The organism is Dryocola clanedunensis subsp. sulfonylureivorans, from assembly GCF_016756775.1.
In the GTDB taxonomy this organism is placed as follows: domain Bacteria; phylum Pseudomonadota; class Gammaproteobacteria; order Enterobacterales; family Enterobacteriaceae; genus Dryocola; species Dryocola clanedunensis.
In genome coordinates this window covers 14,806-36,011 of sequence record NZ_JAERMU010000029.1, presented here as the reverse complement: position 1 = coordinate 36,011, position 21,206 = coordinate 14,806, and the positions used below count along the sequence as shown (strand labels likewise).

Here is a 21,206-nt window from a genome sequence, read left to right as displayed (position 1 = left end):
CGTTAAAATCTACACCACAGACTTGAGAGCCTAAGGTCGGATACGACGTCCGGACTGCGTTCAGAATAAACTGGCCGGTTTACTCTGAACAGGGGGAATAATACAAGGTCGGATAAGCGCCAGCGCCATCCGACAAACCACTCACGCCTTCTTCAACTCCGGCCAAAGCCGCATTGTGGTCCGCACGATGCTCAGCAAATCTTCGTAGCCTGCGTTTTCACGCGCGCTGACCGACATCCCCTGAATGATGCAGCACAGGTATTTCGCCAGCGCGCGCGCGTTGCTTTCCGCCGGGATTTCGCCTTTCTCCTGCCGCTGTTCAAGGAAGCGTACCAGCGTCTCTTCCTGCATGGCGTGGCGCGCTTTGATGGTGTCGGCAATATCTTCCGAAGAGGCGGCGAGCACCGAAGAGGTACAGATGATAAAGCAGCCCGACGGCGTGTCTTTATCGGTAAAGCGCTTCGCCACCGTAGAGAGATAATCTTCCAGAGCTTCCTCTACGCTGCGATCTTCGCAGAACAGGCAGGCTTCGTGTTTCTCCGCGAAGCGGGCGATGTAGCGATCCAGCACCGCGCGGAACAACCCTTCTTTATTAGTAAATTCTGCATACAGCGTCGGCGCTTTGGCCCCGGTCGCTTCGACCAGGTGAGCCAGCGAGGTGGCCTCATAGCCGTGCTGCCAGAAAAGCGTCATGGCCTTATCCAGTGCTGCTTCCCTGTCGAACACCTTCGGTCGGCCACGGCTTTTTTTAATAACGCTTGTGTCGGTAGACATGATGCCGTTGAACCTTTGTCTGTTTAGTGAACGATCATTATAAAAAGGATCGTCGCAGGTAGCCAGCGCCATCTTCAGAGAAATAAATAAATCCTATGGTAATGAAAAATAATGCTTTTATAAATTAGTTAATGATCGTTATAAAATAATGTTGACGTGTGACCCAGATCACGTTTATGCTTTACCTATCGATCGTTAACAAAATAAGTTAACGGCAATACAAATCACCTGTAGAAGGCATAAATCATGAAAAACGTAAAAACACTTATCGCTGCGGCACTGCTAAGTTCAGTCTCATTCGCAAGCTTCGCCGCCGTAGAAGTTCAGGCGACTCCTGCTGACCAACAGAAAGTGGGTACCATCAGCGCTAACGCCGGGACCAACCTGGGCTCACTGGAAGACCAGCTGGCCGCCAAAGTCGACGAAATGGGCGCTAAATCATTCCGCATTACGTCCGTGACCGGCCCGAACACCCTGCACGGCACGGCTGTTATCTACAAATAAGCGTAACCCTCAACGCGCTTACCCTCAGATGCCATGCCACAAAAAAGCCCTGTCTTTCGACAGGGCTTTTTGCATTGCGCGAAACAAAACTTAAATGGCGTCGGCCACGTCCTGATGGCTGTTCACTTCGACCGGCATCCCTGAACGGTGCCGTATGGCCTGCTCCATGATCTGCGCATCCGTCTCCGGCGCGTCCTGGAACTGCTTCATCTGCTCGCTGAGCACAATCGGCAGCACCTTCGGATCGTCCTCAATCGCTTTTGACAGCGGCTGGTGAACTTCAACCAGGCGACGCCCGTCAGGCTCCACGGAGACTTTTATCGGCGTGTTGATGATGCGCACCGGCGTGCCCACCGGCATCTCCCTGTAGAGTGCTTTAATGTCGTCGTCACGCAGGCGGATACAGCCGGAGCTGACGCGCATGCCAATGCCGAAATCGGCGTTAGTCCCGTGCAGCAGGTAAACCCCGCCGTAGGCCGCCAGGCGAATTGCGTGGTGGCCCATCGGGTTATCCGGCCCGGCAGGTACTACCGCTGGCAGCTTGATGCCGTTCGCCAGGTAGCGGGCGCGGATATTGGCGGTAGGCGTCCAGGTAGGATTAGCCCGTTTGTCGCTGACGCGCGTCACCATCGTCGGCGTGAGCGTATCGCCGCCCAGCTGACCAATGCCGATAGGGTAAACGGTGACGCTATTTTTGCCCGCCGGATAGTAGTAAACGCGCAGCTCTGCAAGGTTCAGCACCAGCCCTTCACGAGGTGCGTCCGGCAGCAGCATCTGGCCTGGAATAGTCAGAACGCTTCCGGCGCGGGGCACGTAGGGATCGACCCCCGGGTTTGCCTGCAGCAGGGCCAGGAAGCCCACGTTGTATTTTTTCGCAATAGCCTCAAGGGAGCCGCCGTCGTCGGCGACCTCATGGAACATATTCTGACCGATCAGGCGGCTGCCCTCAGGGGGCAGGGGATAAGAGTTGGCGCTGGCCTGGAATGCCGCCATGGAGGCGGCGACCAGCAGCACCGGGGCCAGCCAGCGTGCAGGGGAAAAGAGTCGCAAAGACCGCATAAAAACCTCATTTAGCTTAAGGTTAACTTAACTGAAAGTTAATCGGTAATTATGCGTGGCGGGAGAGTCGGGAAACCCTGGCGGATTGCAAAGAATGTGTAAATGTTTCAGAAAGCAACGCCTCGCCGGGCGACGAGGCGTTGACTGGATTACGCGGCGGCGTTCTCCGCAAGCTGGGTCATAAAGTTTTGCACCCAGCCCATGCGCGCCTTGCGGTCGGCAAGATCCTGGAAGAATTTCAGCCGCGTTGGCCCGTCCAGGCGGTAGTGCTGCGGCTGCTTTTGCAGCAGGCCAATCAGCCACACCGGATCGACATGGTTCTTCTCGGCAAACTCAATCACGCCGCCTTTCTCGTTGCCTTCAATTTTACGCACGCCCAGCTTCTGCGCCTGTTGGCGAAGGGCGGCGATATCCAGCAGGTTGCGGGCGGCATCCGGCAGCAGGCCGAAGCGGTCGATAAGCTCCACCTTAAGTTCGTCCAGGTCGTGGCCGTTCTTCGCGCTGGCAATACGCTTGTAGAACGACAGGCGCGTGTTGACGTCCGGGATAAAATCTTCCGGCAGCAGGGCGGGCATTCTTAACTCGACTTCCGTCTGGCTGCTGGTCAAATCCTCCAGCGACGGCTCGCGGCCCTCTTTCAGCGCGTCCACCGCGTTTTCCAGCAGCTCCATATACAGCGTGAAGCCGATGGTTTCCATCGATCCGCTCTGGCCCTCGCCCAGCAGCTCGCCCGCACCGCGAATTTCCAGGTCGTGGGTGGCCAGCGCAAAGCCCGCCCCCAGATCTTCCAGCGAGGCGATAGCCTCCAGGCGTTTTTGCGCGTCGCCGGTCATCGCTTTCGGATGCGGCGTTAGCAGCCACGCGTAGGCCTGGTGGTGCGAACGCCCGACGCGGCCGCGCAGCTGGTGCAGCTGGGCAAGGCCGAAGTGGTCGGCCCGCTCGATGATAATGGTGTTGGCGGTCGGGATATCGATGCCCGTCTCAATAATCGTGGTGCAGACCAGCACGTTGAAGCGCTGGTGGTGGAAGTCGTTCATCACGCGTTCCAGCTCGCGCTCGCGCATCTGGCCGTGGCCGATGGCAACGCGCGCTTCCGGCACCAGCGCCGACAGGCGGTCCGCCGCCTTCTGGATGTTTTCCACGTCGTTATAGAGATAGTAAACCTGCCCGCCGCGCAGCACTTCACGCAGGATTGCCTCGCGCACTACCAGCTCGTCGTACTGACGCACGAAGGTTTTCACCGCCAGACGGCGCGCCGGAGGAGTAGCAATAATCGACAGGTCGCGCATGCCGCTCATCGCCATGTTCAGCGTACGCGGGATTGGCGTTGCGGTGAGCGTCAGGATATCCACGTCCGCACGCATCGCTTTAATGCGTTCTTTATGACGCACGCCGAAGCGGTGCTCTTCGTCGACGATCAGCAGGCCAAGATCCTTCATCTTCACGTCGTTCTGCAGCAGCTTGTGGGTGCCGATCAGAATATCGATTTTGCCTTCGCTGGCTTCCTGGAGGATCTGCGTCTGCTCTTTGGCGCTGCGGAAGCGCGAAAGCATCTCCACGCGCACCGGCCAGTTGGCAAAGCGGTCCTGGAAGTTGTCGAGGTGCTGCTGGGCCAGCAGGGTAGTTGGCACCAGCACGGCGACCTGCTTGTGGTTTTCCACGGCCAGGAACGCGGCGCGCATCGCCACTTCCGTTTTACCGAAGCCCACGTCGCCGCACACCAGGCGATCCATCGCCAGCGGCTGGCACATATCGCTCAGCACGGCGTTGATGGCCTGGGCCTGGTCCGGGGTGGTTTCAAACGGGAAGGTGTCGCAGAACAGCTGGTACTGCTCTTTGTCATGCTTAAAGGCGAAGCCCTGTTTTGCCGCGCGCTGGGCGTAGATATCCAGCAGCTCCGCCGCCACGTCGCGGACTTTCTCCGCGGCTTTCTGGCGGGCGCGTGACCAGGCATCGCTGCCCAGCTTGTGCAGCGGGGCGCTCTCTTCTGCGCCGCCGGAGTAACGGCTGATCAGATGCAGGGAGGAGACGGGAACATAAAGCTTCGCGTCGCCCGCGTAGGTCAGCATCAGGTATTCCGCCGTGATGCCGCCCGCTTCAAGCGTTGTCAGGCCAGCATAGCGCCCGACGCCGTGCTCGAGATGCACAACCGGCTGGCCGATATGCAGCTCCGCCAGGTTGCGGATCAGGGTGTCCGGGTTGATGGTGCGGCGGCTGTCCTGACGGCGGCGGCTGACGCGTTCGCCCAGCAGATCGCTTTCGCAGATCAGCGCGCGGAAACGCCGGGTATCAATGAAGCCGTGCTCGCTGGAGCCCAGCATCAGGAAGCGGCCGTTGCCCTCGGCCTCATCCAGACGGTGAATGCGTTTCGGCGCGACTTTGATGCGCGACAGCAGCTCGCCCAGCGCCTCACGGCGGCCTTCGCTCTCCACGGAGAACACCACCGGCCCGGCGAAGGATTCAAGGAATTTACGCAGGTTATCCAGCGGCGATTTGTTCTGCGCCTGCACGGACAGGTCCGGCAGCGCCTGATAGCCCAGATTGGTATTGGCAGCCTTGTCGGCAAGGTTTTCGGTTTTCAGCTGGATGCGCGGCCAGGTTTTCAGCTCGCTGAACAGCTCGTCTACCCGCAGCCACAGGCTTTCCGGCGGCAGAAGCGGGCGCATCGGATCCACGCCGCGGTTTTCGAAACGGGCGCTGGCGTCCAGCCAGAAACGTTCGGCGCTGCTTTCCAGGTCGCCGGTATTTACCAGCAGGGTGTTTTTCGGGAAGTAGCTGAACAGCGGCGGCAGCGGCTCGCTGAAGAACAGCGGCTGCCAGTATTCGATCCCGGCGGGCAGGGTGCCTTTGCTCACCTGCTGGTAGATATGCTCGGCGTCGCGTTTTACCTCGAAGGTATCGCGCCACTGGCTACGGAACAGCTCGATGGCGTTTTTGTCCGTCGGGAACTCGTGGGCGGGCAGTAAATTAATCGCCTCGACCTCTTCGAGCGTGCGCTGGGTGTCGACGTCGAACACCCGCAGGCTGTCGATTTCATCGTCGAAAAAGTCGATGCGGTAGGGCTGGTCGCTGCCCATGGGATAGAGGTCTAACAGCGCGCCACGGGTGGCAAACTCGCCGTGCTCCATCACCTGATCCACGCTGCGGTAGCCCGCCTGCTCAAGCTGGCTGCGCAGATTGTCCCGCGACAGCTGCTGGCCTTTTTTCATCACCAGCGCGTGGCCGTGCAGATAGCTGTGCGGACAGACGCGCTGCATCAGGGTATTCACCGGCAGGATCAGCACGCCGCGCTTCATGGTCGGCAGCTGATAAAGCGTGGAGAGGCGCGACGAGATGATTTCCTGGTGCGGCGAGAAGCTGTCGTAAGGCAGCGTTTCCCAGTCTGCCAGGTTCATCACCAGGCTGTCGGTAAACTGGCTGATTTCGTCGTGCAGGCGCAGGGCGTTTTGCATATCGGGGGCGATTAACACCACCGGGCCGCCGTGTCGCTCAACGATTTCGGCCACCTCGGTTGCGCAGGCGGAGCCGGTGAGTTCACCAAGCAGGCGCTGGTCGCCTGCTTTTACAGGTAAGGAATAACGATATTGTTCAGCCATCAGGATGTCAGAATCTCTCGGGTTGCAGGCGCGTCGCGGACCATAAACTTCAGATAGTTATTATTATCCGCGATCGCTTTGGCAAAGCAACCCACCAGAAAGAGTCAGGCAAGCTTAGCCGGCGGCGAGAAGAACAGATCGCTGAACAGGCCGCTGGAGAGCTTTCTGAACCCCAACCCGATCAGCGTACAAATCGCCAGGCTCGCGAACGGATAAACCAGCAGTATAGCCATCACCAGCTTATCGGACAGTTCACCCGCGTTAATCTGCGCAATCATAAACAGGCTCAATGCTTCGATGACGATGCGGTGCGTGGTGTAAATCGCAATGGTGTTAGAGCCGACAACGTTCAGAAACGCATCGGCGCTGCTCTCACGCCAGCTATCCAGCGTATAGAAAATCTTCATGATCGCGAAAATCGACACCACTGAAATCACCAGCGGAACGTTGACCAGGTAGAGCGCGAGCGAACCGACGGCCACCAGCGCGCAAATCAGCGGATGCTGGCGGAAGCTGAAGGTTTTCATCCAGGCCATCAGCTGCGGGCCGAACCACGCGCCCAGCCCGTAATAACACATATTACGCACCACGCTGTTCATCCCCCACCACGGCAGCGGCATAAAGCTGATGACCACGTTGATGCCCAGCAGGGCAATCAGCACCGGCACCTTCCAGGCGCGCAGCGCTTTGAAGAACACGAAATAAACGACCAGCGCGTACAGATACCACAGGCTGGTGCTGGCTTTCGCCATGCTGGTGATAAACTGCATTAGGGTGTCGGCATAGGCCGCGTTTGAAGCCGGGTTGCGCACCAGGTCCGGCGCGAGCCACTGATTGATAAGCGTGATCCCCAGCCACTGCAGAACGCCCCACAGGACCAGAACATAAAAAATATTCCAGATGCGCTTATCAATGCACGCCCGCCACTTCACCTCCTCTACATAGCGGTGGATCAGATAGCCGGAAATGAAAAAGAACACCGGCATACGGAACGGCGCGAGGTACAGGTTCAGGTAGGTCCAGCTCTTGGCGATATAGAGGTTTAGCCCGACGGGCAGGGACGTCAGATGGGGATAGAAGGTGATGACCGAGTGATAAATAACCACCAGGCAAATGCACAGCCCCTTGATGTGGTTGATCCAAAGTTGTTTGTTTTTCATGCCGGAAACAGCGTCTCTCTTTTATTGATTGTGGTCGTTAAGGCTGGCGGACGGGGTAAGGCATTAAAATTCGATTTATCTGTTTTTGGAAAGAGGCCGACGGCTTTCGGATATTCCGCAGGGTGACGAGCGTTAAGCGGGCGCAATTGTCAGTAACAAAGTCGTAAAAACAAAGCGTTATGAGTTTGATTCAATTGATTTTTCTATTGTTCTGAAAGTTCAAAAACACTTTATAATTCATTTACTTGATAGGGTATCGCTTATATACTTCTCGCCAACTTTGCTTTCGCCACTGCAACAAGACGGATTTCATGTATCAACCTGTCGCGTTATTTATAGGCCTGCGCTACATGCGCGGGCGGGCATCCGACCGCTTCGGTCGCTTTGTCTCCTGGCTGTCCACCATCGGTATTACGCTCGGCGTGATGGCCCTGGTGACGGTACTTTCCGTGATGAACGGCTTCGAGCGCGAGCTGCAGAATAATATTCTGGGCCTGATGCCGCAGGCGCTGATCACCTCGCCGACCGGCTCCATCAATCCTGAAAAACTTCCCGCTGCCAGCCTTAAACTACAGGGCGTTAACCGCATTGCACCGGTTACCACCGGTGACGTAGTGCTGCAAAGCGCGCGCAGCGTGGCGGTGGGCGTGATGCTCGGCATTCAGCCACAGGAAAAAGATCCCCTTTCTCCGTACCTGGTCAACGTGAAGCAAACCGACCTCGAGGCGGGGAAATACAACGTCATTCTGGGCGAGCAGCTTGCCGGCCAGCTCGGCATTAAGCGTGGCGACAGCATCCGCATTATGGTGCCGTCCGCCAGCCAGTTCACGCCGATGGGGCGTGTGCCGAGCCAGCGCCTGTTTAACGTTATTGGCACCTTTGCCGCCAACAGCGAAGTGGACGGCTACCAGATGCTGGTGAACCAGCAGGACGCCTCGCGCCTGATGCGCTACCCGCTGGGGAATATTACCGGCTGGCGTCTGTGGCTCGATCAGCCGCTGAAGGTGGATGAGCTCAGCCAGCAGAAGCTGCCGCAGGGCACGGAATGGAAGGACTGGCGCGAACGCAAGGGCGAGCTGTTCCAGGCCGTGCGCATGGAAAAGAACATGATGGGGCTGCTGCTGAGCCTGATCGTGGCGGTGGCCGCCTTTAACATTATTACCTCGCTGGGCCTGCTGGTGATGGAGAAGCAGGGCGAAGTCGCCATCCTCCAGACCCAGGGCCTGACGCGGCGGCAAATCATGGCGGTGTTTATGGTGCAGGGGGCCAGCGCCGGGGTGATTGGCGCGCTGCTCGGGGCGCTGCTGGGCGCGCTGCTTGCCAGCCAGCTGAATAATCTGATGCCGATAATCGGCGCGCTGCTGGACGGCGCAACCCTGCCGGTCGCCATCGAACCTGTACAGGTGATTGTGATTGCCATCGTGGCAATGGCCGTCGCGCTGTTATCCACGCTTTACCCGTCGTGGCGCGCCGCCGCGACACAACCCGCCGAGGCTTTACGTTATGAGTAATTCTGTCCTGCTGCAGTGTGACAACCTGTGCAAACGCTATCAGGAAGGCAAAGTGCAAACGGATGTGCTGCACGATGTCAGCTTCAGCATCAACGCGGGCGAGCTGATGGCGATCGTCGGCAGCTCCGGCTCCGGCAAAAGTACCTTATTACACCTGCTGGGGGGGCTGGATACGCCAACCTCCGGCGACGTGATTTTCAACGGCCAGCCGATGAGCACCCTGTCTTCGTCCGCCAAAGCCGAGCTGCGCAACCGCGAGCTGGGCTTTATCTATCAGTTCCACCATCTGCTGCCGGACTTCACGGCGATGGAAAACGTCGCCATGCCGCTGCTGATAGGTAAAAAGAACACCGATGAAACTAAGCAGCGCGCGCTGGACATGCTGAAAGCCGTGGGCCTTGCTCACCGCAGCAGCCACCGTCCTTCGGAGCTGTCCGGCGGCGAGCGCCAGCGCGTGGCGATTGCCCGAGCGCTGGTGAACAACCCGCGCCTGGTGCTGGCGGATGAACCAACCGGTAACCTGGACGCCCGCAACGCGGACAGCATCTTCGAGCTGCTCGGCGAGCTGAACGTCCGCCAGGGCACCGCGTTCCTGGTCGTGACTCACGATTTGCAGCTGGCAAAACGCATGTCCCGCCAGCTGGAGATGCGCGACGGGCGTCTGACGCAAGAATTAACCCTGATGGGGGCTGATTGATGGCTTCGCCGCTCTCCCTGCTGATTGGTTTACGTTTTAGCCGCGGGCGCCGCCGCAGCGGCATGGTTTCGCTGATTTCCGTTATCTCCACGGTCGGCATCGCGCTGGGCGTGGCGGTTTTGATTGTCGGCCTGAGCGCCATGAACGGCTTCGAGCGCGAGCTGAACAACCGTATCCTGGCGGTTGTCCCGCACGGTGAAATCGAGCCGGTCAACCAGCCGTTCAAAGACTGGAACGGCGTGCTGCAGCGCGTTGAGAAGGTAAAAGGCATTGTTGCCGCAGCACCTTATATCAACTTTACCGGCCTGGTAGAGAGCGGGGCGAACCTGCGTGCAATCCAGGTGAAAGGCGTCGATCCGCAGCAGGAAGCGCACCTCAGCGCGCTGCCGCAGTACGTGCAGAACAACGCCTGGAAAGACTTCAAAGCGGGCCAGCAGCAGATCATCATCGGTAAGGGCGTTGCCGACGCGCTGAAGGTGAAGCAGGGCGACTGGCTGTCCATCATGATCCCGAACAGCGACGGCGGCACCAAGCTGCTGCAGCCGAAGCGCGTGCGTCTGCACGTGGCGGGCATTTTAGCCCTCAGCGGCCAGCTGGATCACAGCTTCGCGATGGTGCCGATGGCCGACGCGCAGGGCTATTTAGACATGGGTGACAGTGTCACCGGCATCGCCATCAAGGTGAACGACGTCTTTAACGCCAACAAGCTGGTGCGCGACGCGGGCGAAGTCACCAACGCTTACGTCTACATCAAAAGCTGGATTGGCACCTACGGCTACATGTACCGCGACATCCAGATGATCCGCGCCATTATGTATCTGGCGATGGTGCTGGTGATCGGCGTGGCCTGCTTCAACATCGTCTCCACGCTGGTGATGGCGGTGAAGGACAAGAGCAGCGATATCGCCGTGCTGCGCACCCTGGGCGCAAAAGACGGCCTGATCCGCGCCATTTTCGTCTGGTACGGCCTGCTGGCCGGGCTGTTCGGCAGCGTCAGCGGCGTGATTGTCGGCGTGCTCGCCTCCTGGCAGCTGACCAACATCATCAACTTTATTCAGAAGATTATCGGGCACCGTTTCCTGTCCGGCGATATCTACTTTATCGATTTCCTGCCGTCGGAGCTGCACTGGCTCGACGTGTTCTACGTGCTGGTCACCGCGCTGCTGCTGAGCCTGCTCGCCAGCTGGTATCCGGCCAGACGCGCCAGCAGAATCGACCCTGCGCGGGTGTTAAGTGGGCAATAAATTATCAATCTACTAATTAGCCCTAAATAATTCGAGTTGTAGGTAGGCGGCCAGGGAAGGAATCCCCAGGAGCTTACTTTAGTAAGTGACTGGGGTGAGTTCCTGCAGCCAACACCCCTACAGCTCGAAGTATGACGGGATAAGGGGAGCAGCGATGTATTACGGATTTGACATTGGCGGCACTAAAATGGCTCTTGGGGTGTATGACACGGAGCGTCGCCTGCAGTGGGAAACTCGGGTTCCCACCCCGCACGACAGTTATGAGAATTTCTTAGCGGCTATCGTCTCCCTGGTTAAGGAGGCCGATAGCCGTTTTGGCATCAAAGGGTCGGTGGGGATAGGTATTCCGGGCATGCCGGTAACCGACGACGGCACGCTGTACGCCGCCAACGTACCCGCCGCCAACGGCAAACCGCTGAAAGCCGATCTTACCAGGCTGCTTGAGCGTGATGTCCGCCTGGATAACGACGCGAACTGCTTCGCGCTGTCCGAAGCCTGGGACGACGACTTCCGCGACTATCCGGTGGTGATGGGCCTGATCCTCGGCACCGGCGTCGGCGGCGGTATTATCGTCAACGGTAAATCCATCACCGGGCGCAACTACATCACCGGCGAATTCGGCCACACCCGCCTGCCGGTAGATGCGCTGAACGTTGTCGGGCGCGATTTCCCGCTCACGCGCTGCGGCTGCGGCCAGAACGGCTGTATCGAAAACTATCTTTCCGGGCGCGGATTTGCGTGGCTCTACCAGCACTTCTACTCTGAAGCGCTGGAGTCAAAAGAGATTGTGGCCCGTTTCTATGCGGGTGACGAAAAGGCGGTGGCCCACGTCGACCGCTTCCTGGAGCTGCTGGCGGTTTGCCTCGGCAGCCTGCTGACCGCCATCGATGCGCATCTGGTGGTGGTGGGCGGCGGCCTGTCAAACTTCCAGGAAATTTATAAGCAGCTGCCGGGACGTTTGCCAAAATATTTATTGCCGGTTGCCAAAGTGCCGCGCATTGAACCCGCACGCCATGGCGATGCCGGCGGCATGCGTGGCGCGGCCTTCCTCCACCTTACGGAGTAAACTATGCTTTCGCGTCGTCAGCACCGGCTGAGCCGGTTTCGCAAAACCAAACGCCTGCTGCGCCAGCGTTTGCGCCAGCGCGCCTTTTTCAGAGACACACCAGGACCGGAAGCGATGGATAAACCCAGAGTAGTGGTACTGACCGGGGCGGGGATCTCCGCCGAATCCGGCATTCGCACCTTTCGTGCAACGGACGGGCTGTGGGAAGAGCACCGCGTGGAGGACGTTGCCACGCCGGAAGGCTTTGCCCGCGACCCTGAGCTGGTGCAGGCCTTTTATAACGCCCGCCGCCGGCAGCTCCAGCAGGCTGAGATCCAGCCCAACGCCGCGCATCTGGCGCTGGCGAAGCTCGAAGAAGAGCTGGGCGACCACTTCCTGCTGGTGACGCAGAATATCGACAACCTGCACGAGCGCGCCGGGAACAAAAACGTCATACACATGCACGGCGAACTGCTCAAGGTGCGCTGCTCCCAGAGCGGGCAGATCCTCGAGTGGAAGGGCGACGTCACGAACGAAGATCGCTGCCACTGCTGCCAGCTCTCCGCCGCGCTGCGCCCGCACGTGGTGTGGTTCGGTGAGATGCCGCTGGGCATGGATGAGATTTACCAGGCGCTGGCGACGGCGGACTACTTCATCGCCATCGGCACCTCCGGCCACGTCTACCCGGCGGCGGGCTTCGTCCATGAAGCCCGTTTGCAGGGGGCGCACACCGTCGAGCTTAACCTTGAGCCAAGCCAGGTCGGCAGCGAGTTCGAAGAGAAGCACTACGGGCTGGCGAGCGAAGTGGTGCCGGAGTATGTCGACAGGTTGCTGAAAGGGCTTTAAGCGTCGGATGGCGCGGCGCTTTTCCACCCAGCGTGAAATAGGGCGTAGGGTGGATAAGCGCCAGCGCCATCCACCGTTTGATCTCCCCTTCAATTCTCACCAGCGAACGTTTACAACCTCTGCTTTAGTGCCTATTTTGTTTGCATACGTATTCACTATGGGAAAGCAAATGAAAGCCATGCGCCTGAAGCCGGTCGCCGACTGCCGCGACGATATCGCCCGCCGGTTAGATGCCATCGAAACAAACGGTCCGCTCAATGCCATTCTCGGCGTTAACCCGGATGCTGTAGCCCAGGCGGAACGCTGCCACCGGGCAAGCTTACGCGGCACCTCTTTCGGCCCGCTGCACGGCCTCCCCATCATCATCAAAGATAATATCGCCTGCGCCGGGATGCCCGTCACGCTCGGCTGCCGGGGGCTGGCCTCTCTGCATGCTACAGCTGATTCGCTGGCCGTGCGGCGGCTGCGGGAGGCCGGGGCGATAATTCTGGCCCGCGCCAATATGTCTGAATTTGCCTTCGACGTCCGCTCGCGCAGCTCTCTGGGCGGGGATGTGCGTAACCCGCTGGCCACGGGCATTACGGCAGGCGGATCGAGCGGAGGAAGCGCTGCGGCGGTTGCCGCCGGGATGGCAGACGGCGCGCTGGGAACGGATACCGGCGGATCTATCCGCATTCCCGCAGGCTACACCGGGCTGGTTGGCCTGAGGCCCGCGCACCGGCGGGAAATGCTGGATGGCGTGGCGCCGCTTTCTTTGAGCAAGGACACGGTAGGGCCGATGGTGCATACCGTGCGGGACGCCGCGCTGCTGCACGCAATTATCCACGGCATTAAGCCATCGCCCCTGCCGGAAATGCCGCTGTCCGGCATTCGCCTTGGCGTGGTTTCAGCCCTGGAAGGTAACGATGAGATTCAGAGGAATGTATGGCACGCGGCGCTGGAAACGTTGCGGCAGGCCGGAGCGAGCATCATCCCCGTTACGCTGCCTGAACTGGATGCCGTGCGGCAGGCTACCTGCCTCAGCGTTTATGAGTTCCGGCTGGCCATTGACGCCTGGCTAAAAGGGCACGCCGACGCCCCGGCAGGGCTGGCGGCCATTTTCGATTCAGGGCAGTTTCTGCCCGAGTTTTCCCCATTTATCACCCTGCTGCTGGAAGCGAAAACCCTGAAAAACCCGGAGTGGCTGGCGGGACGCAGGTTCCGCCGTCGTTTGCGGCAGAGCCTTGCTGAGGTGCTGGCGGTAAACAATCTGCAGGGTTTGCTCTATCCAACCGTCAGCCAGCTCCCGGTAAGCCTTGAGAAGATGCCGCCGGGCTGCGCGCCAGAGCTTGCCGCCATCAGCGGGCTGCCAGCGGTGACGTTTCCCTGCGGCATAAGCAGCAGAGGGCTGCCGGTGGGGATGGAGATTTTGTCCGGGGAGAGGGATGAAAGTTTGCTGCTGAGCTTGGCGCTGGCGTGTGAAACGGCGTTACATACCGGCGGATGACGCTACGCTTATCCGCCCTACGTTAAGTCTGGTGGCATTACATCTATGCTTATCCGCCCTACGTTCAGTCTGGTGTAGGGCGGATAAGCGCCAGCGTCATCCGCCGAAAGGCTTTAGCGACCGGCCTTCAGCTTCTGGAAATAAGACTCGTAGATCGTGCTGGCATCGCCCACGTCGTTCTGCCATTCGCCGTTCTTCAGCACCGCTTCGTCCGGGTAGAGCGTCTTGTCACCGGCTACTTCTTTCGGCAACAGCTTGCGGGCGGCCAGGTTTGGCGTCGGGTAGCCAATGGTTTCCGCGACCTGTTTCGCCACGTCCGGGCGCAGCAGGAAGTTAATCAGCTTCAGCGCGCCGTCGACGTTCTTCGCGTTCGCCGGAATCGACAGGTTATCCATCCAGAAAATGCCGCCTTCTTTCGGCCAGACGATTTCCAGCGGGGTGCCTGCCTGGCGGGCTACGTAGGCCGAACCGTTCCACACCATGCCCAGATTCACTTCGCCTTCCATGTACGGGTTCGCCGGGTTATCGGAGTTGAACGCCGCCACGTTTGGCATCAGCTTCTGCAGCTCGTGATACGCCGCCTCAATCTCTTTCGGGTCGGTGGTGTTGCCGGAATAGCCCAGCTTGCGCAGCGCGACCTGGAAGACCTCGCGGGCGTCGTCGGTCAGCAGCAGGCTCTGCTTATACTCCGGCTTCCACAGGTCCGCCCAGCTGGTCACGGTTTTCGGGTCGATCTCTTCACTGTTCACGCCGATGGCGGTTGCGCCCCAGATGTAGGGAATCGAGTAGTCGTTGTTCGGATCAAACGGCTTGTTGAGCATCTCCGGGTCGAGATTTTTGAAGTTGCTCAGCCTGCTTTTGTCGATCTTCTGGATCATGCCCTCTTTGCGCATTTTCGCCACAAAGTAGGTGGACGGGACGACTAAATCGTACGCGCCGTCCTTATAGGTCTTGAGCTTGGCGTACATGGTTTCGTTCGACTCGTAGGTCGAATAGATAACCTTGATGCCCGTCTCTTTGGTGAACTGCTCCAGCAGCCCCGGCGGCACGTACTCCGTCCAGTTATAGAAGTAGAGCGTCTTGCTGTCGGAGGCCATGGCGGCGCTGACGCCCAGCGCCAGAGCACCCGCCGCCAGCAGGTGGCGTGACCATTTTTTCATTTAAACGTCCCCTGAGTTTTGGTTTTATCACGAAGGATAAGCTGGGAGGCGATGACCATGCCCAGCGACAGTACTAATAAAATGGTGGCCAGCGCGTTCACCTCGGGCGAGACGCCAACCTTCACCATCGAATAGATCTTCAGCGGCAAAATTTCGTAGCCCGGCCCGGTCACGAACGAGGAGACGACCACGTCGTCCATCGACAGGGTAAAGCTCAGCAGCCAGCCCGCGGCCACGGCGGGCATCGCCAGGGGCATAATGATTTTGCGCAGAATAGTCATTTCCCCCGCGCCCAGATCCCTTGCCGCCTCCAGCATGCGCACGTCGAACCCCTTGAGGCGGGAATAGACGGTGACCACCACAAACGGCAGGCAGAAGGTGATGTGCGAGAACAGCAGCGACCAGAAGCCGAGCTGCACGCCCAGCAGCATAAACAGCACCAGCAGCGAGATGGCCATTACGATGTCCGGGGACATCATCACCACGAACAGCATGCCGCTGACGAAGGGTTTGCCGCGAAAGCGATAGCGGAACAGGGCGACCGCCGTCAGCGTACCGATAAGCGTCGCGGCGGTGGCGGAAAACACCGCCATGGTCAGCGAGTGCTGCGCCGCCTGCAGCAGGCTGTCGTTATTCATCAGCAGGCTGTACCACTTAGTGGTAAATCCCTGCCAGTTAATGCCGAAGCGCGAGCTGTTAAACGAGTTCACGATCAAAATGATGATCGGGATATACAGATAGGCATAGATGGCGGACATAAAGCCGCCGCGTAACAGGCGACCGATCATTCCAGCTCCACCTTCTTGTTCAGCAGGCGCGAGGCGCGCCAGTAAATCAGCAGCATCAGCCCCATCACCAGCGTCAGCGTAATGCTGGTGGCCGCGCCGAACGGCCAGTCGCGGATGTTCAGGAACTGGCTCTTGATCACGTTGCCGATAAGCAGGTTTTTCGCGCCGCCCATCAGGTCCGAAACGTAGAACAGCCCCATCGCGGGCAGCATCACCAGCAGGCAGCCGGCGATAATCCCCGGCATGGTCAGCGGAATGATAATGCGCAGGAAGGTTTGCAGCTTGCTGGCGCCCAGGTCACGCGCGGCTTCCAGCAGCGGCTTGTCCAGCTTCTCGATGCTGGAATAGAGCGGCATCACCATAAACGGCAGCAGGATGTAGACCAGCCCCAGGATCACCGCGCTTTCGGTGTACATGATGCGGATCGGCGTGTCGATAACCCCCAGCCACAGCAGCAGGGCGTTAAGATAGCCTTTGGTGCTGAGGAAAATCTTCAGCCCGTAGATGCGGATCAGCGAATTGGTCCAGAACGGCACAATCAGCAGGAACAGCAGCAGCGGGCGCACGCGCTGCGGCAGGCGGGCCAGGAACCAGGCAAACGGATAGCCCAGCGCCAGGCAGGCGAAGGTGGCTATCAGCGCCATGTTCAGCGAGTGCAGCAGCACCTCCGCATACAGCGGATCCGCAAGGCGGGCATAGTTGTCCAGCGTGAACACCATGCTGACAAAATTCGCGTCGTCACGGGTCAGGAAGCTGGTGCCGATAATCATCAGGTTGGGCAGGAACACGAACAGCACCAGCCAGCCGACGACGGTGAAAATCACCCCATTCTGGAACTTACGCGAGCGCTTCATCTGCCAGCACAACCTCCCAGCTCTCAACCCAGGTGACGGCCATCTTCTGGTCCAGCGAGTGGTCGAAGTCCGGATCGTCTTCGTTAAAGAACTCGCTCACCATCACCATCTTGCCGTTTTCCAGCTCAACGCTGGACTCCAGCGTCATCCCTTTATAGTTGCGCTCCCGCACGTAGCCAATCAGGCCGTCGACCTCGCTCGAATCATTGATCTCCTCAACGCGCAGATCCTCCGGGCGCAGCAGCACGTTCAGCGTCTGCCCCGGCGTAACCGGCAGGGTAGCGAAGATATTACACTCGCGGCCCTCTACGCTCGCGCGCACCCGCTGCTCGTCAATGCGTTCGATGACGGTGGCGGTGAAAATATTGATCTCGCCGATGAAGCTCGCCACAAACAGGTTTTTAGGCTCTTCGTAGATTTCACGAGGCGTGCCGTCCTGCACTATTCGCCCGTCGCGCATCACCACGATGCGGTCTGACATGGTCAGCGCCTCTTCCTGATCGTGGGTAACGAACACGAAGGTGATGCCGAGCTTGCGCTGCAGGGCTTTCAGCTCGTTCTGCATCTGCTTACGCAGTTTGTAATCGAGGGCGGAAAGAGATTCATCAAGCAGCAGCAGGCGGGGCTTGTTCACCACGGCGCGGGCGATGGCAACGCGCTGCTGCTGGCCGCCGGAGAGCTGGTGCGGTTTACGCTGGGCGTAATCATCAAGCTGCACCATTTTCAGAGCCTCGAGCACGCGGGGCTGGATCTCAGCCGCGGGCGTTTTCTGCATTTTCAGACCGAAGGCGACGTTTTCGTACACGGTCATATGCGGAAACAGGGCGTAGCTCTGGAAGACGGTGTTGACGTGACGGTGCTCGGCGGGGACCTGGGTAATGTCCTGCGACTCGAGGGAAATCGTGCCGGTATCGACATTTTCCAGCCCGGCTATCAGGCGTAATACGGTGGTTTTGCCGCAGCCGGAAGGGCCAAGCAGCGTCAGGAATTCACCATTGTTGATGGTGAGAGAGAAATCAGAAATTACGGATTTACCATCAAAGCTCTTACCAACTCCCGCCAGTTCAACCAGCGGAGAGAGCGAACATTGCTGTTTATTCAATTTTTTACGCTGTCCCATAAATAACGCACCGGATAAAGCCGCGATGCGGGGTTTGTGAGTAACCACCTTGAGGTTTGGCACATTTCGATAAGGGCTGGCATTCTACGGCAAAGTCCGAAAATCGCCAATCCCTGTAAGGCCCCCGCAGCCAGTTCAATCGCCTGTTTCGACTAAGTTTATCGTCAGGGCACCAGATTAGGACTAATTTTAGACGTAACGGGCTAACAGTGACCTGAAACAATATTTACCCCGACGGCATATTGATAATAACGGTACTAAATACGAGGGTAGCCAAATGGATAAATTATTAGAGCGTTTTTTGCATTACGTCTCTCTGGATACGCAGTCAAAGCCCGGCGTTAAGCAGGTGCCCAGCACTGAAGGGCAGTGGAAGCTGTTAAGGCTACTTAAAGAGCAGCTGGAAGCTATGGGCCTGGTGAATGTTTCACTGGGGGAGCACGGCACCGTGATGGGCACGCTGCCCTCGAATGTGGACAAGCCCGTCCCGGCCATCGGCTTTATTTCACATGTCGATACCGCGCCTGACTTCACCGGCAAAAACGTCAATCCGCAGATTGTCGAAAACTATCGCGGCGGGGATATTGCGCTGGGGATCGGCGACGAAGTGCTGTCGCCGGTGATGTTCCCGGTGCTGCACCAGCTGCTGGGCCAGACGCTGATCACCACCGACGGCAAAACGCTGCTGGGCGCGGATGACAAAGCGGGCGTGGCGGAAATCATGACCGCGCTGGCGGTGTTAAAAGAAAAAAATATCCCGCACGGCGATATCCGCGTGGCCTTCACGCCGGATGAAGAAGTCGGCAAAGGCGCAAAATTCTTCGACGTCGAGGCGTTCGACGCCCGCTGGGCCTACACCGTGGACGGCGGCGGAGTGGGGGAGCTGGAATGCGAAAACTTCAACGCGGCTTCTGTCACCATCAAAATCGTGGGCAACAACGTTCACCCCGGCACGGCAAAAGGGGTGATGGTTAACGCGCTGTCGCTTGCCGCCCGCATCCACGCGGAAGTCCCCGCCGACGAAAGCCCGGAATGCACGGAAGGTCACGAAGGGTTCTATCACCTGCACGGCATTAAAGGCACGGTGGATAAAGCCGAAATGCACTACATCATCCGTGACTTCGACCGCGAGCAGTTCGAAGCGCGCAAACGCCGAATGATGGACATCGCCAAAAAGGTTGGCAAAGGCCTGCACCCGGACTGCTATATAGAGCTGATCATCGAAGACAGCTACTACAACATGCGCGAGAAGGTGGCAGAGCACCCGTATATTGTCGACGTCGCCCGCCAGGCAATGCAGGACTGCAACATAGAGCCGGTGATGAAGCCAATCCGCGGCGGCACCGATGGCGCACAGCTGTCGTTCAAAGGCCTGCCGTGCCCGAATCTGTTCACCGGCGGCTATAACTACCACGGCAAGCACGAGTTCGTCACGCTGGAAGGAATGGAAAAGGCGGTAGCGGTGATTGTGCGGATTGCTGAGCTGACGGCTAAACAGAGCTAATAGTTAAAAGGTGCTGGCTTTTGGGTCGGCACCTTTTTTTTTGCGTTGGGCTGGTTTGCGCCAAAAGCAGACGTTGTTCAAGGGGAGCTGGTCAGAGTCACCTCTAGTTGAGAGTTTGCTCACTTAGCCGCGTTAGAAATAATGGTGGGTAAGATCAAACCTGTTAATCCAGTGCCCAACGAATGAACGGACAAAGAAGAGGGTTCTGCCGAAATCACTTACTGTCTCACGCCGATGAGGCATCAGCATGGCAGTCAGTGTGTGGATAAAATTTTTATCATAGGTATTAGGGGTAGCTTTCTGCATTAGGCGTCGTTCGTCGCGGGTATTGGTGCTATGATCGGTATCGCTAAGTTCGGATAGTGATTTGATTTGGAGATGATCCGAGCGCACAATCCGGCTGAGTTCCCTTAATGTAATCAACTATTCCGTGCTAGTATTTTGTAAGGTGTCAATTATATTAAAATTGCCTTATCGTTGACATCGGAGGTATGAGGAAAAATGAAAACTAAACATTGTTTTTACTGAGCCTTTCATTAAAAAACTCAATATATAAATATTCAAGGACAATGTATTATGAAAATAATTTCCAGAGCAAATTATAACAAGGAATTAAATGCATCCATATCCAATCAGCATAACTTCACAATAAATTCAAACGATAAAGTGTTCGAGGTTTATTTTAAGAAAGAATATGTTGAGGTGGTTTTCGAAAGCGCGTTAACTGAAGCTTTAGTGGAAAAAATAAAAACATCCAACAGCAGTTTAAATACCCCATTCACAGAAGCTAGGGAAAAGTATGCTGAAATCCTGGGTGAAGATCGAATTATAATCTCAAACCTTTTAAAAGAAAATAGAAAAATAATTGATAAACTCAATGAGGGGGTAAGCTTTTGTTTAAATAGTAAGATTGAAAAAACAGTTTTTGTGGATATTGTAGATATCTTTATTTCAAACGACGTGGAATATAGACTTTATCCAGATTTAAATATGTCTGCAATTTTAGACTTGAGCTTTATCTTCAATGATAATTTCGTCCAAGGGATTAGCTCATATATAACAGACGAATCCCAAAAGCCTCTTCTAGCCTTCAGTATATTGCGAAATAGTCTTCATCAGCAAAACTTACGACAAAGGTGGATAGAGATAACGGTTGCTGCAGAACTAGGTATAAAAGAGTTTTTCGTTAGAAAATTTCCATCTTTCGAGATGCTTATGAATGAAATGCCCTCACCCAACATAAAAAAAATGTATGGTTCACTATTAGAATATTATATTGGCGAGAAAGCCCCCAACTTAAATACCATCCAAAAAGGACTAGAAACTAGAAATTCATTAGTGCATTCTTTTTCTGAGCAGAAAATCAATGCAACAATGGCAGATGATTACACTAAAGCGATCAAAGAGTGCCTCATATTTCTTCAAATTAAACTTTCTGGTCAGGATTGTTTTACAAACAATCAAATTACATTTGGAGAAATGGAGGCGATGGGTATCTATACTGGAAAAATAAAACTAACAAAAGAACAAGAAGAAATGGTGTCTAAAAACGTTTGTACGGGTGCTTTTAAAACGATTATATATTGATTTAAACTTCAATAGAACATTGTGAGATATTTAAAAAAGCCGGTATCAATCGGCTTTCAAAATACGTTTAATATCAAAATCGGCTGTTATGTAAGTTATTTCAATAATGCTGTTATTCAACAGCGCTTATGTTAGGGATATCACATAGAAATAAAACCATGTCCTAAGCAGCAACTCAAAGAATTGAACTTCCGCACTTCGCTCTAAACAAACATTATGGCCTCCCATCTGTCCGTTTGCCTGGCGCCAGAGACTGACTTTTTAGTAGTTG

At 56.8% G+C, this 21,206-nt stretch carries 17 protein-coding genes and 1 pseudogene; 9 read left to right on the top strand and 9 right to left on the bottom strand.

Annotation, left to right across the window (positions count from 1 at the left end):
* Positions 1-141: 141 nt before the first annotated feature.
* Positions 142-774 (bottom strand): TetR/AcrR family transcriptional regulator, encoded by a 633-nt coding sequence (locus HYQ67_RS21055; RefSeq protein WP_202307335.1) that lies wholly within the window; start codon positions 772-774, stop codon positions 142-144.
* Positions 775-1,020: 246 nt separating this feature from the next.
* Here HYQ67_RS21055 and bhsA point away from each other — a divergent pair, with 246 nt between their 5' ends.
* The gene (bhsA, locus tag HYQ67_RS21050) at positions 1,021-1,278 is read left to right on the top strand and encodes a multiple stress resistance protein BhsA (protein ID WP_202307334.1); all 258 of its coding nucleotides are present in this window, start codon (positions 1,021-1,023) and stop codon (positions 1,276-1,278) included.
* A gap of 90 nt (positions 1,279-1,368) precedes the next feature.
* Here the strand turns inward: bhsA and ldtC are convergent, their stop codons facing one another.
* The 3 genes from ldtC to HYQ67_RS21035 form a co-directional block, all read right to left on the bottom strand.
* Positions 1,369-2,337, bottom strand: a complete 969-nt coding sequence (ldtC, locus tag HYQ67_RS21045; RefSeq protein ID WP_431355458.1) for a L,D-transpeptidase LdtC — start codon at positions 2,335-2,337, stop codon at positions 1,369-1,371.
* Positions 2,338-2,486: 149 nt separating this feature from the next.
* Positions 2,487-5,933 (bottom strand): transcription-repair coupling factor, encoded by a 3,447-nt coding sequence (gene mfd / locus HYQ67_RS21040; protein ID WP_202307332.1) that lies wholly within the window; start codon positions 5,931-5,933, stop codon positions 2,487-2,489.
* A 104-nt stretch (positions 5,934-6,037) separates the two neighbouring features.
* Positions 6,038-7,093, bottom strand: a complete 1,056-nt coding sequence (locus tag HYQ67_RS21035; protein ID WP_202307330.1) for an acyltransferase family protein — start codon at positions 7,091-7,093, stop codon at positions 6,038-6,040.
* A 311-nt stretch (positions 7,094-7,404) separates the two neighbouring features.
* On the opposite strand from HYQ67_RS21035, the gene lolC reads away from it, so the two are divergent.
* The 6 genes from lolC to HYQ67_RS21005 all read left to right on the top strand — a co-directional run bounded on the left by lolC (position 7,405) and on the right by HYQ67_RS21005 (position 13,922).
* A complete protein-coding gene (gene lolC, locus HYQ67_RS21030) occupies positions 7,405-8,604 on the top strand; it encodes a lipoprotein-releasing ABC transporter permease subunit LolC (protein ID WP_202307328.1) in 1,200 nt (399 codons plus the stop codon).
* Positions 8,597-9,301, top strand: coding sequence for a lipoprotein-releasing ABC transporter ATP-binding protein LolD (lolD, locus tag HYQ67_RS21025; protein WP_202307326.1), 705 nt, complete (start codon positions 8,597-8,599; stop codon positions 9,299-9,301). Before lolC ends, lolD begins: the two co-directional genes overlap by 8 nt.
* Positions 9,301-10,545 (top strand): lipoprotein-releasing ABC transporter permease subunit LolE, encoded by a 1,245-nt coding sequence (gene lolE, locus HYQ67_RS21020; protein WP_202307324.1) that lies wholly within the window; start codon positions 9,301-9,303, stop codon positions 10,543-10,545. Before lolD ends, lolE begins: the two co-directional genes overlap by 1 nt.
* Before the next feature lie 154 nt (positions 10,546-10,699).
* Positions 10,700-11,611 carry an N-acetylglucosamine kinase gene (gene nagK, locus HYQ67_RS21015; RefSeq protein WP_202307323.1) on the top strand — a complete coding sequence of 304 codons (912 nt, stop codon included), beginning with the start codon at positions 10,700-10,702 and terminating at the stop codon, positions 11,609-11,611.
* A 3-nt stretch (positions 11,612-11,614) separates the two neighbouring features.
* Positions 11,615-12,436: a Sir2 family NAD+-dependent deacetylase gene (cobB, locus tag HYQ67_RS21010; protein WP_202307321.1), complete on the top strand. Its 822-nt coding sequence runs from the start codon at positions 11,615-11,617 to the stop codon at positions 12,434-12,436.
* A gap of 169 nt (positions 12,437-12,605) precedes the next feature.
* A complete protein-coding gene (locus tag HYQ67_RS21005; RefSeq protein WP_202307319.1) occupies positions 12,606-13,922 on the top strand; it encodes an amidase in 1,317 nt (438 codons plus the stop codon).
* 113 nt (positions 13,923-14,035) lie between these two features.
* On the opposite strand, the gene potD is transcribed toward HYQ67_RS21005, so the two are convergent.
* From potD to potA, 4 genes are read right to left on the bottom strand one after another with little or no spacing between them, the layout of a single operon-like run.
* Positions 14,036-15,082, bottom strand: a complete 1,047-nt coding sequence (potD, locus tag HYQ67_RS21000; RefSeq protein WP_202307316.1) for a spermidine/putrescine ABC transporter substrate-binding protein PotD — start codon at positions 15,080-15,082, stop codon at positions 14,036-14,038.
* Positions 15,079-15,870, bottom strand: a complete 792-nt coding sequence (gene potC, locus HYQ67_RS20995; RefSeq protein ID WP_202307307.1) for a spermidine/putrescine ABC transporter permease PotC — start codon at positions 15,868-15,870, stop codon at positions 15,079-15,081. The genes potD and potC overlap by 4 nt, the downstream gene beginning before the upstream one ends.
* A complete protein-coding gene (gene potB, locus HYQ67_RS20990) occupies positions 15,867-16,724 on the bottom strand; it encodes a spermidine/putrescine ABC transporter permease PotB (RefSeq protein ID WP_202307298.1) in 858 nt (285 codons plus the stop codon). Before potB ends, potC begins: the two co-directional genes overlap by 4 nt.
* A complete protein-coding gene (potA, locus tag HYQ67_RS20985) occupies positions 16,708-17,844 on the bottom strand; it encodes a spermidine/putrescine ABC transporter ATP-binding protein PotA (RefSeq protein WP_202307289.1) in 1,137 nt (378 codons plus the stop codon). The genes potB and potA overlap by 17 nt, the downstream gene beginning before the upstream one ends.
* A gap of 277 nt (positions 17,845-18,121) precedes the next feature.
* Here potA and pepT point away from each other — a divergent pair, with 277 nt between their 5' ends.
* Entirely contained in the window at positions 18,122-19,348 is a 1,227-nt protein-coding gene (pepT, locus tag HYQ67_RS20980; RefSeq protein WP_202307280.1) for a peptidase T, read from the top strand.
* A gap of 147 nt (positions 19,349-19,495) precedes the next feature.
* On the opposite strand, the pseudogene HYQ67_RS24085 reads toward pepT, so the two are convergent.
* Positions 19,496-19,695: pseudogene (locus HYQ67_RS24085) on the bottom strand (IS630 family transposase); the annotation flags it as partial.
* A 229-nt stretch (positions 19,696-19,924) separates the two neighbouring features.
* Between HYQ67_RS24085 and HYQ67_RS20975 the strand changes: the two are divergent.
* On the top strand, positions 19,925-20,935 hold the full coding sequence (locus tag HYQ67_RS20975; RefSeq protein WP_202307278.1) for a hypothetical protein: 1,011 nt from the start codon (positions 19,925-19,927) through the stop codon (positions 20,933-20,935).
* The last annotated feature ends 271 nt before the right edge of the window (positions 20,936-21,206 follow it).

Excerpts from the sequence above, each read along its gene's own strand:
- nagK (WP_202307323.1), top strand. The coding sequence starts at position 10,700 with ATGTATTACGGATTTGACATTGGCGGCACTAAAATGGCTCTTGGGGTG.
- pepT (WP_202307280.1), top strand. The coding sequence starts at position 18,122 with ATGGATAAATTATTAGAGCGTTTTTTGCATTACGTCTCTCTGGATACG.
- cobB (WP_202307321.1), top strand. The coding sequence starts at position 11,615 with ATGCTTTCGCGTCGTCAGCACCGGCTGAGCCGGTTTCGCAAAACCAAA.
- mfd (WP_202307332.1), bottom strand. The coding sequence starts at position 5,933 with ATGGCTGAACAATATCGTTATTCCTTACCTGTAAAAGCAGGCGACCAG.
- potB (WP_202307298.1), bottom strand. The coding sequence starts at position 16,724 with ATGAAGCGCTCGCGTAAGTTCCAGAATGGGGTGATTTTCACCGTCGTC.
- ldtC (WP_431355458.1), bottom strand. The coding sequence starts at position 2,337 with ATGCGGTCTTTGCGACTCTTTTCCCCTGCACGCTGGCTGGCCCCGGTG.
- potA (WP_202307289.1), bottom strand. The coding sequence starts at position 17,844 with ATGGGACAGCGTAAAAAATTGAATAAACAGCAATGTTCGCTCTCTCCG.
- potC (WP_202307307.1), bottom strand. The coding sequence starts at position 15,870 with ATGATCGGTCGCCTGTTACGCGGCGGCTTTATGTCCGCCATCTATGCC.
- lolE (WP_202307324.1), top strand. The coding sequence starts at position 9,301 with ATGGCTTCGCCGCTCTCCCTGCTGATTGGTTTACGTTTTAGCCGCGGG.
- lolC (WP_202307328.1), top strand. The coding sequence starts at position 7,405 with ATGTATCAACCTGTCGCGTTATTTATAGGCCTGCGCTACATGCGCGGG.
- HYQ67_RS21005 (WP_202307319.1), top strand. The coding sequence starts at position 12,606 with ATGAAAGCCATGCGCCTGAAGCCGGTCGCCGACTGCCGCGACGATATC.
- HYQ67_RS20975 (WP_202307278.1), top strand. The coding sequence starts at position 19,925 with ATGAAAATAATTTCCAGAGCAAATTATAACAAGGAATTAAATGCATCC.
- bhsA (WP_202307334.1), top strand. The coding sequence starts at position 1,021 with ATGAAAAACGTAAAAACACTTATCGCTGCGGCACTGCTAAGTTCAGTC.
- potD (WP_202307316.1), bottom strand. The coding sequence starts at position 15,082 with ATGAAAAAATGGTCACGCCACCTGCTGGCGGCGGGTGCTCTGGCGCTG.
- HYQ67_RS21035 (WP_202307330.1), bottom strand. The coding sequence starts at position 7,093 with ATGAAAAACAAACAACTTTGGATCAACCACATCAAGGGGCTGTGCATT.
- lolD (WP_202307326.1), top strand. The coding sequence starts at position 8,597 with ATGAGTAATTCTGTCCTGCTGCAGTGTGACAACCTGTGCAAACGCTAT.
- HYQ67_RS21055 (WP_202307335.1), bottom strand. The coding sequence starts at position 774 with ATGTCTACCGACACAAGCGTTATTAAAAAAAGCCGTGGCCGACCGAAG.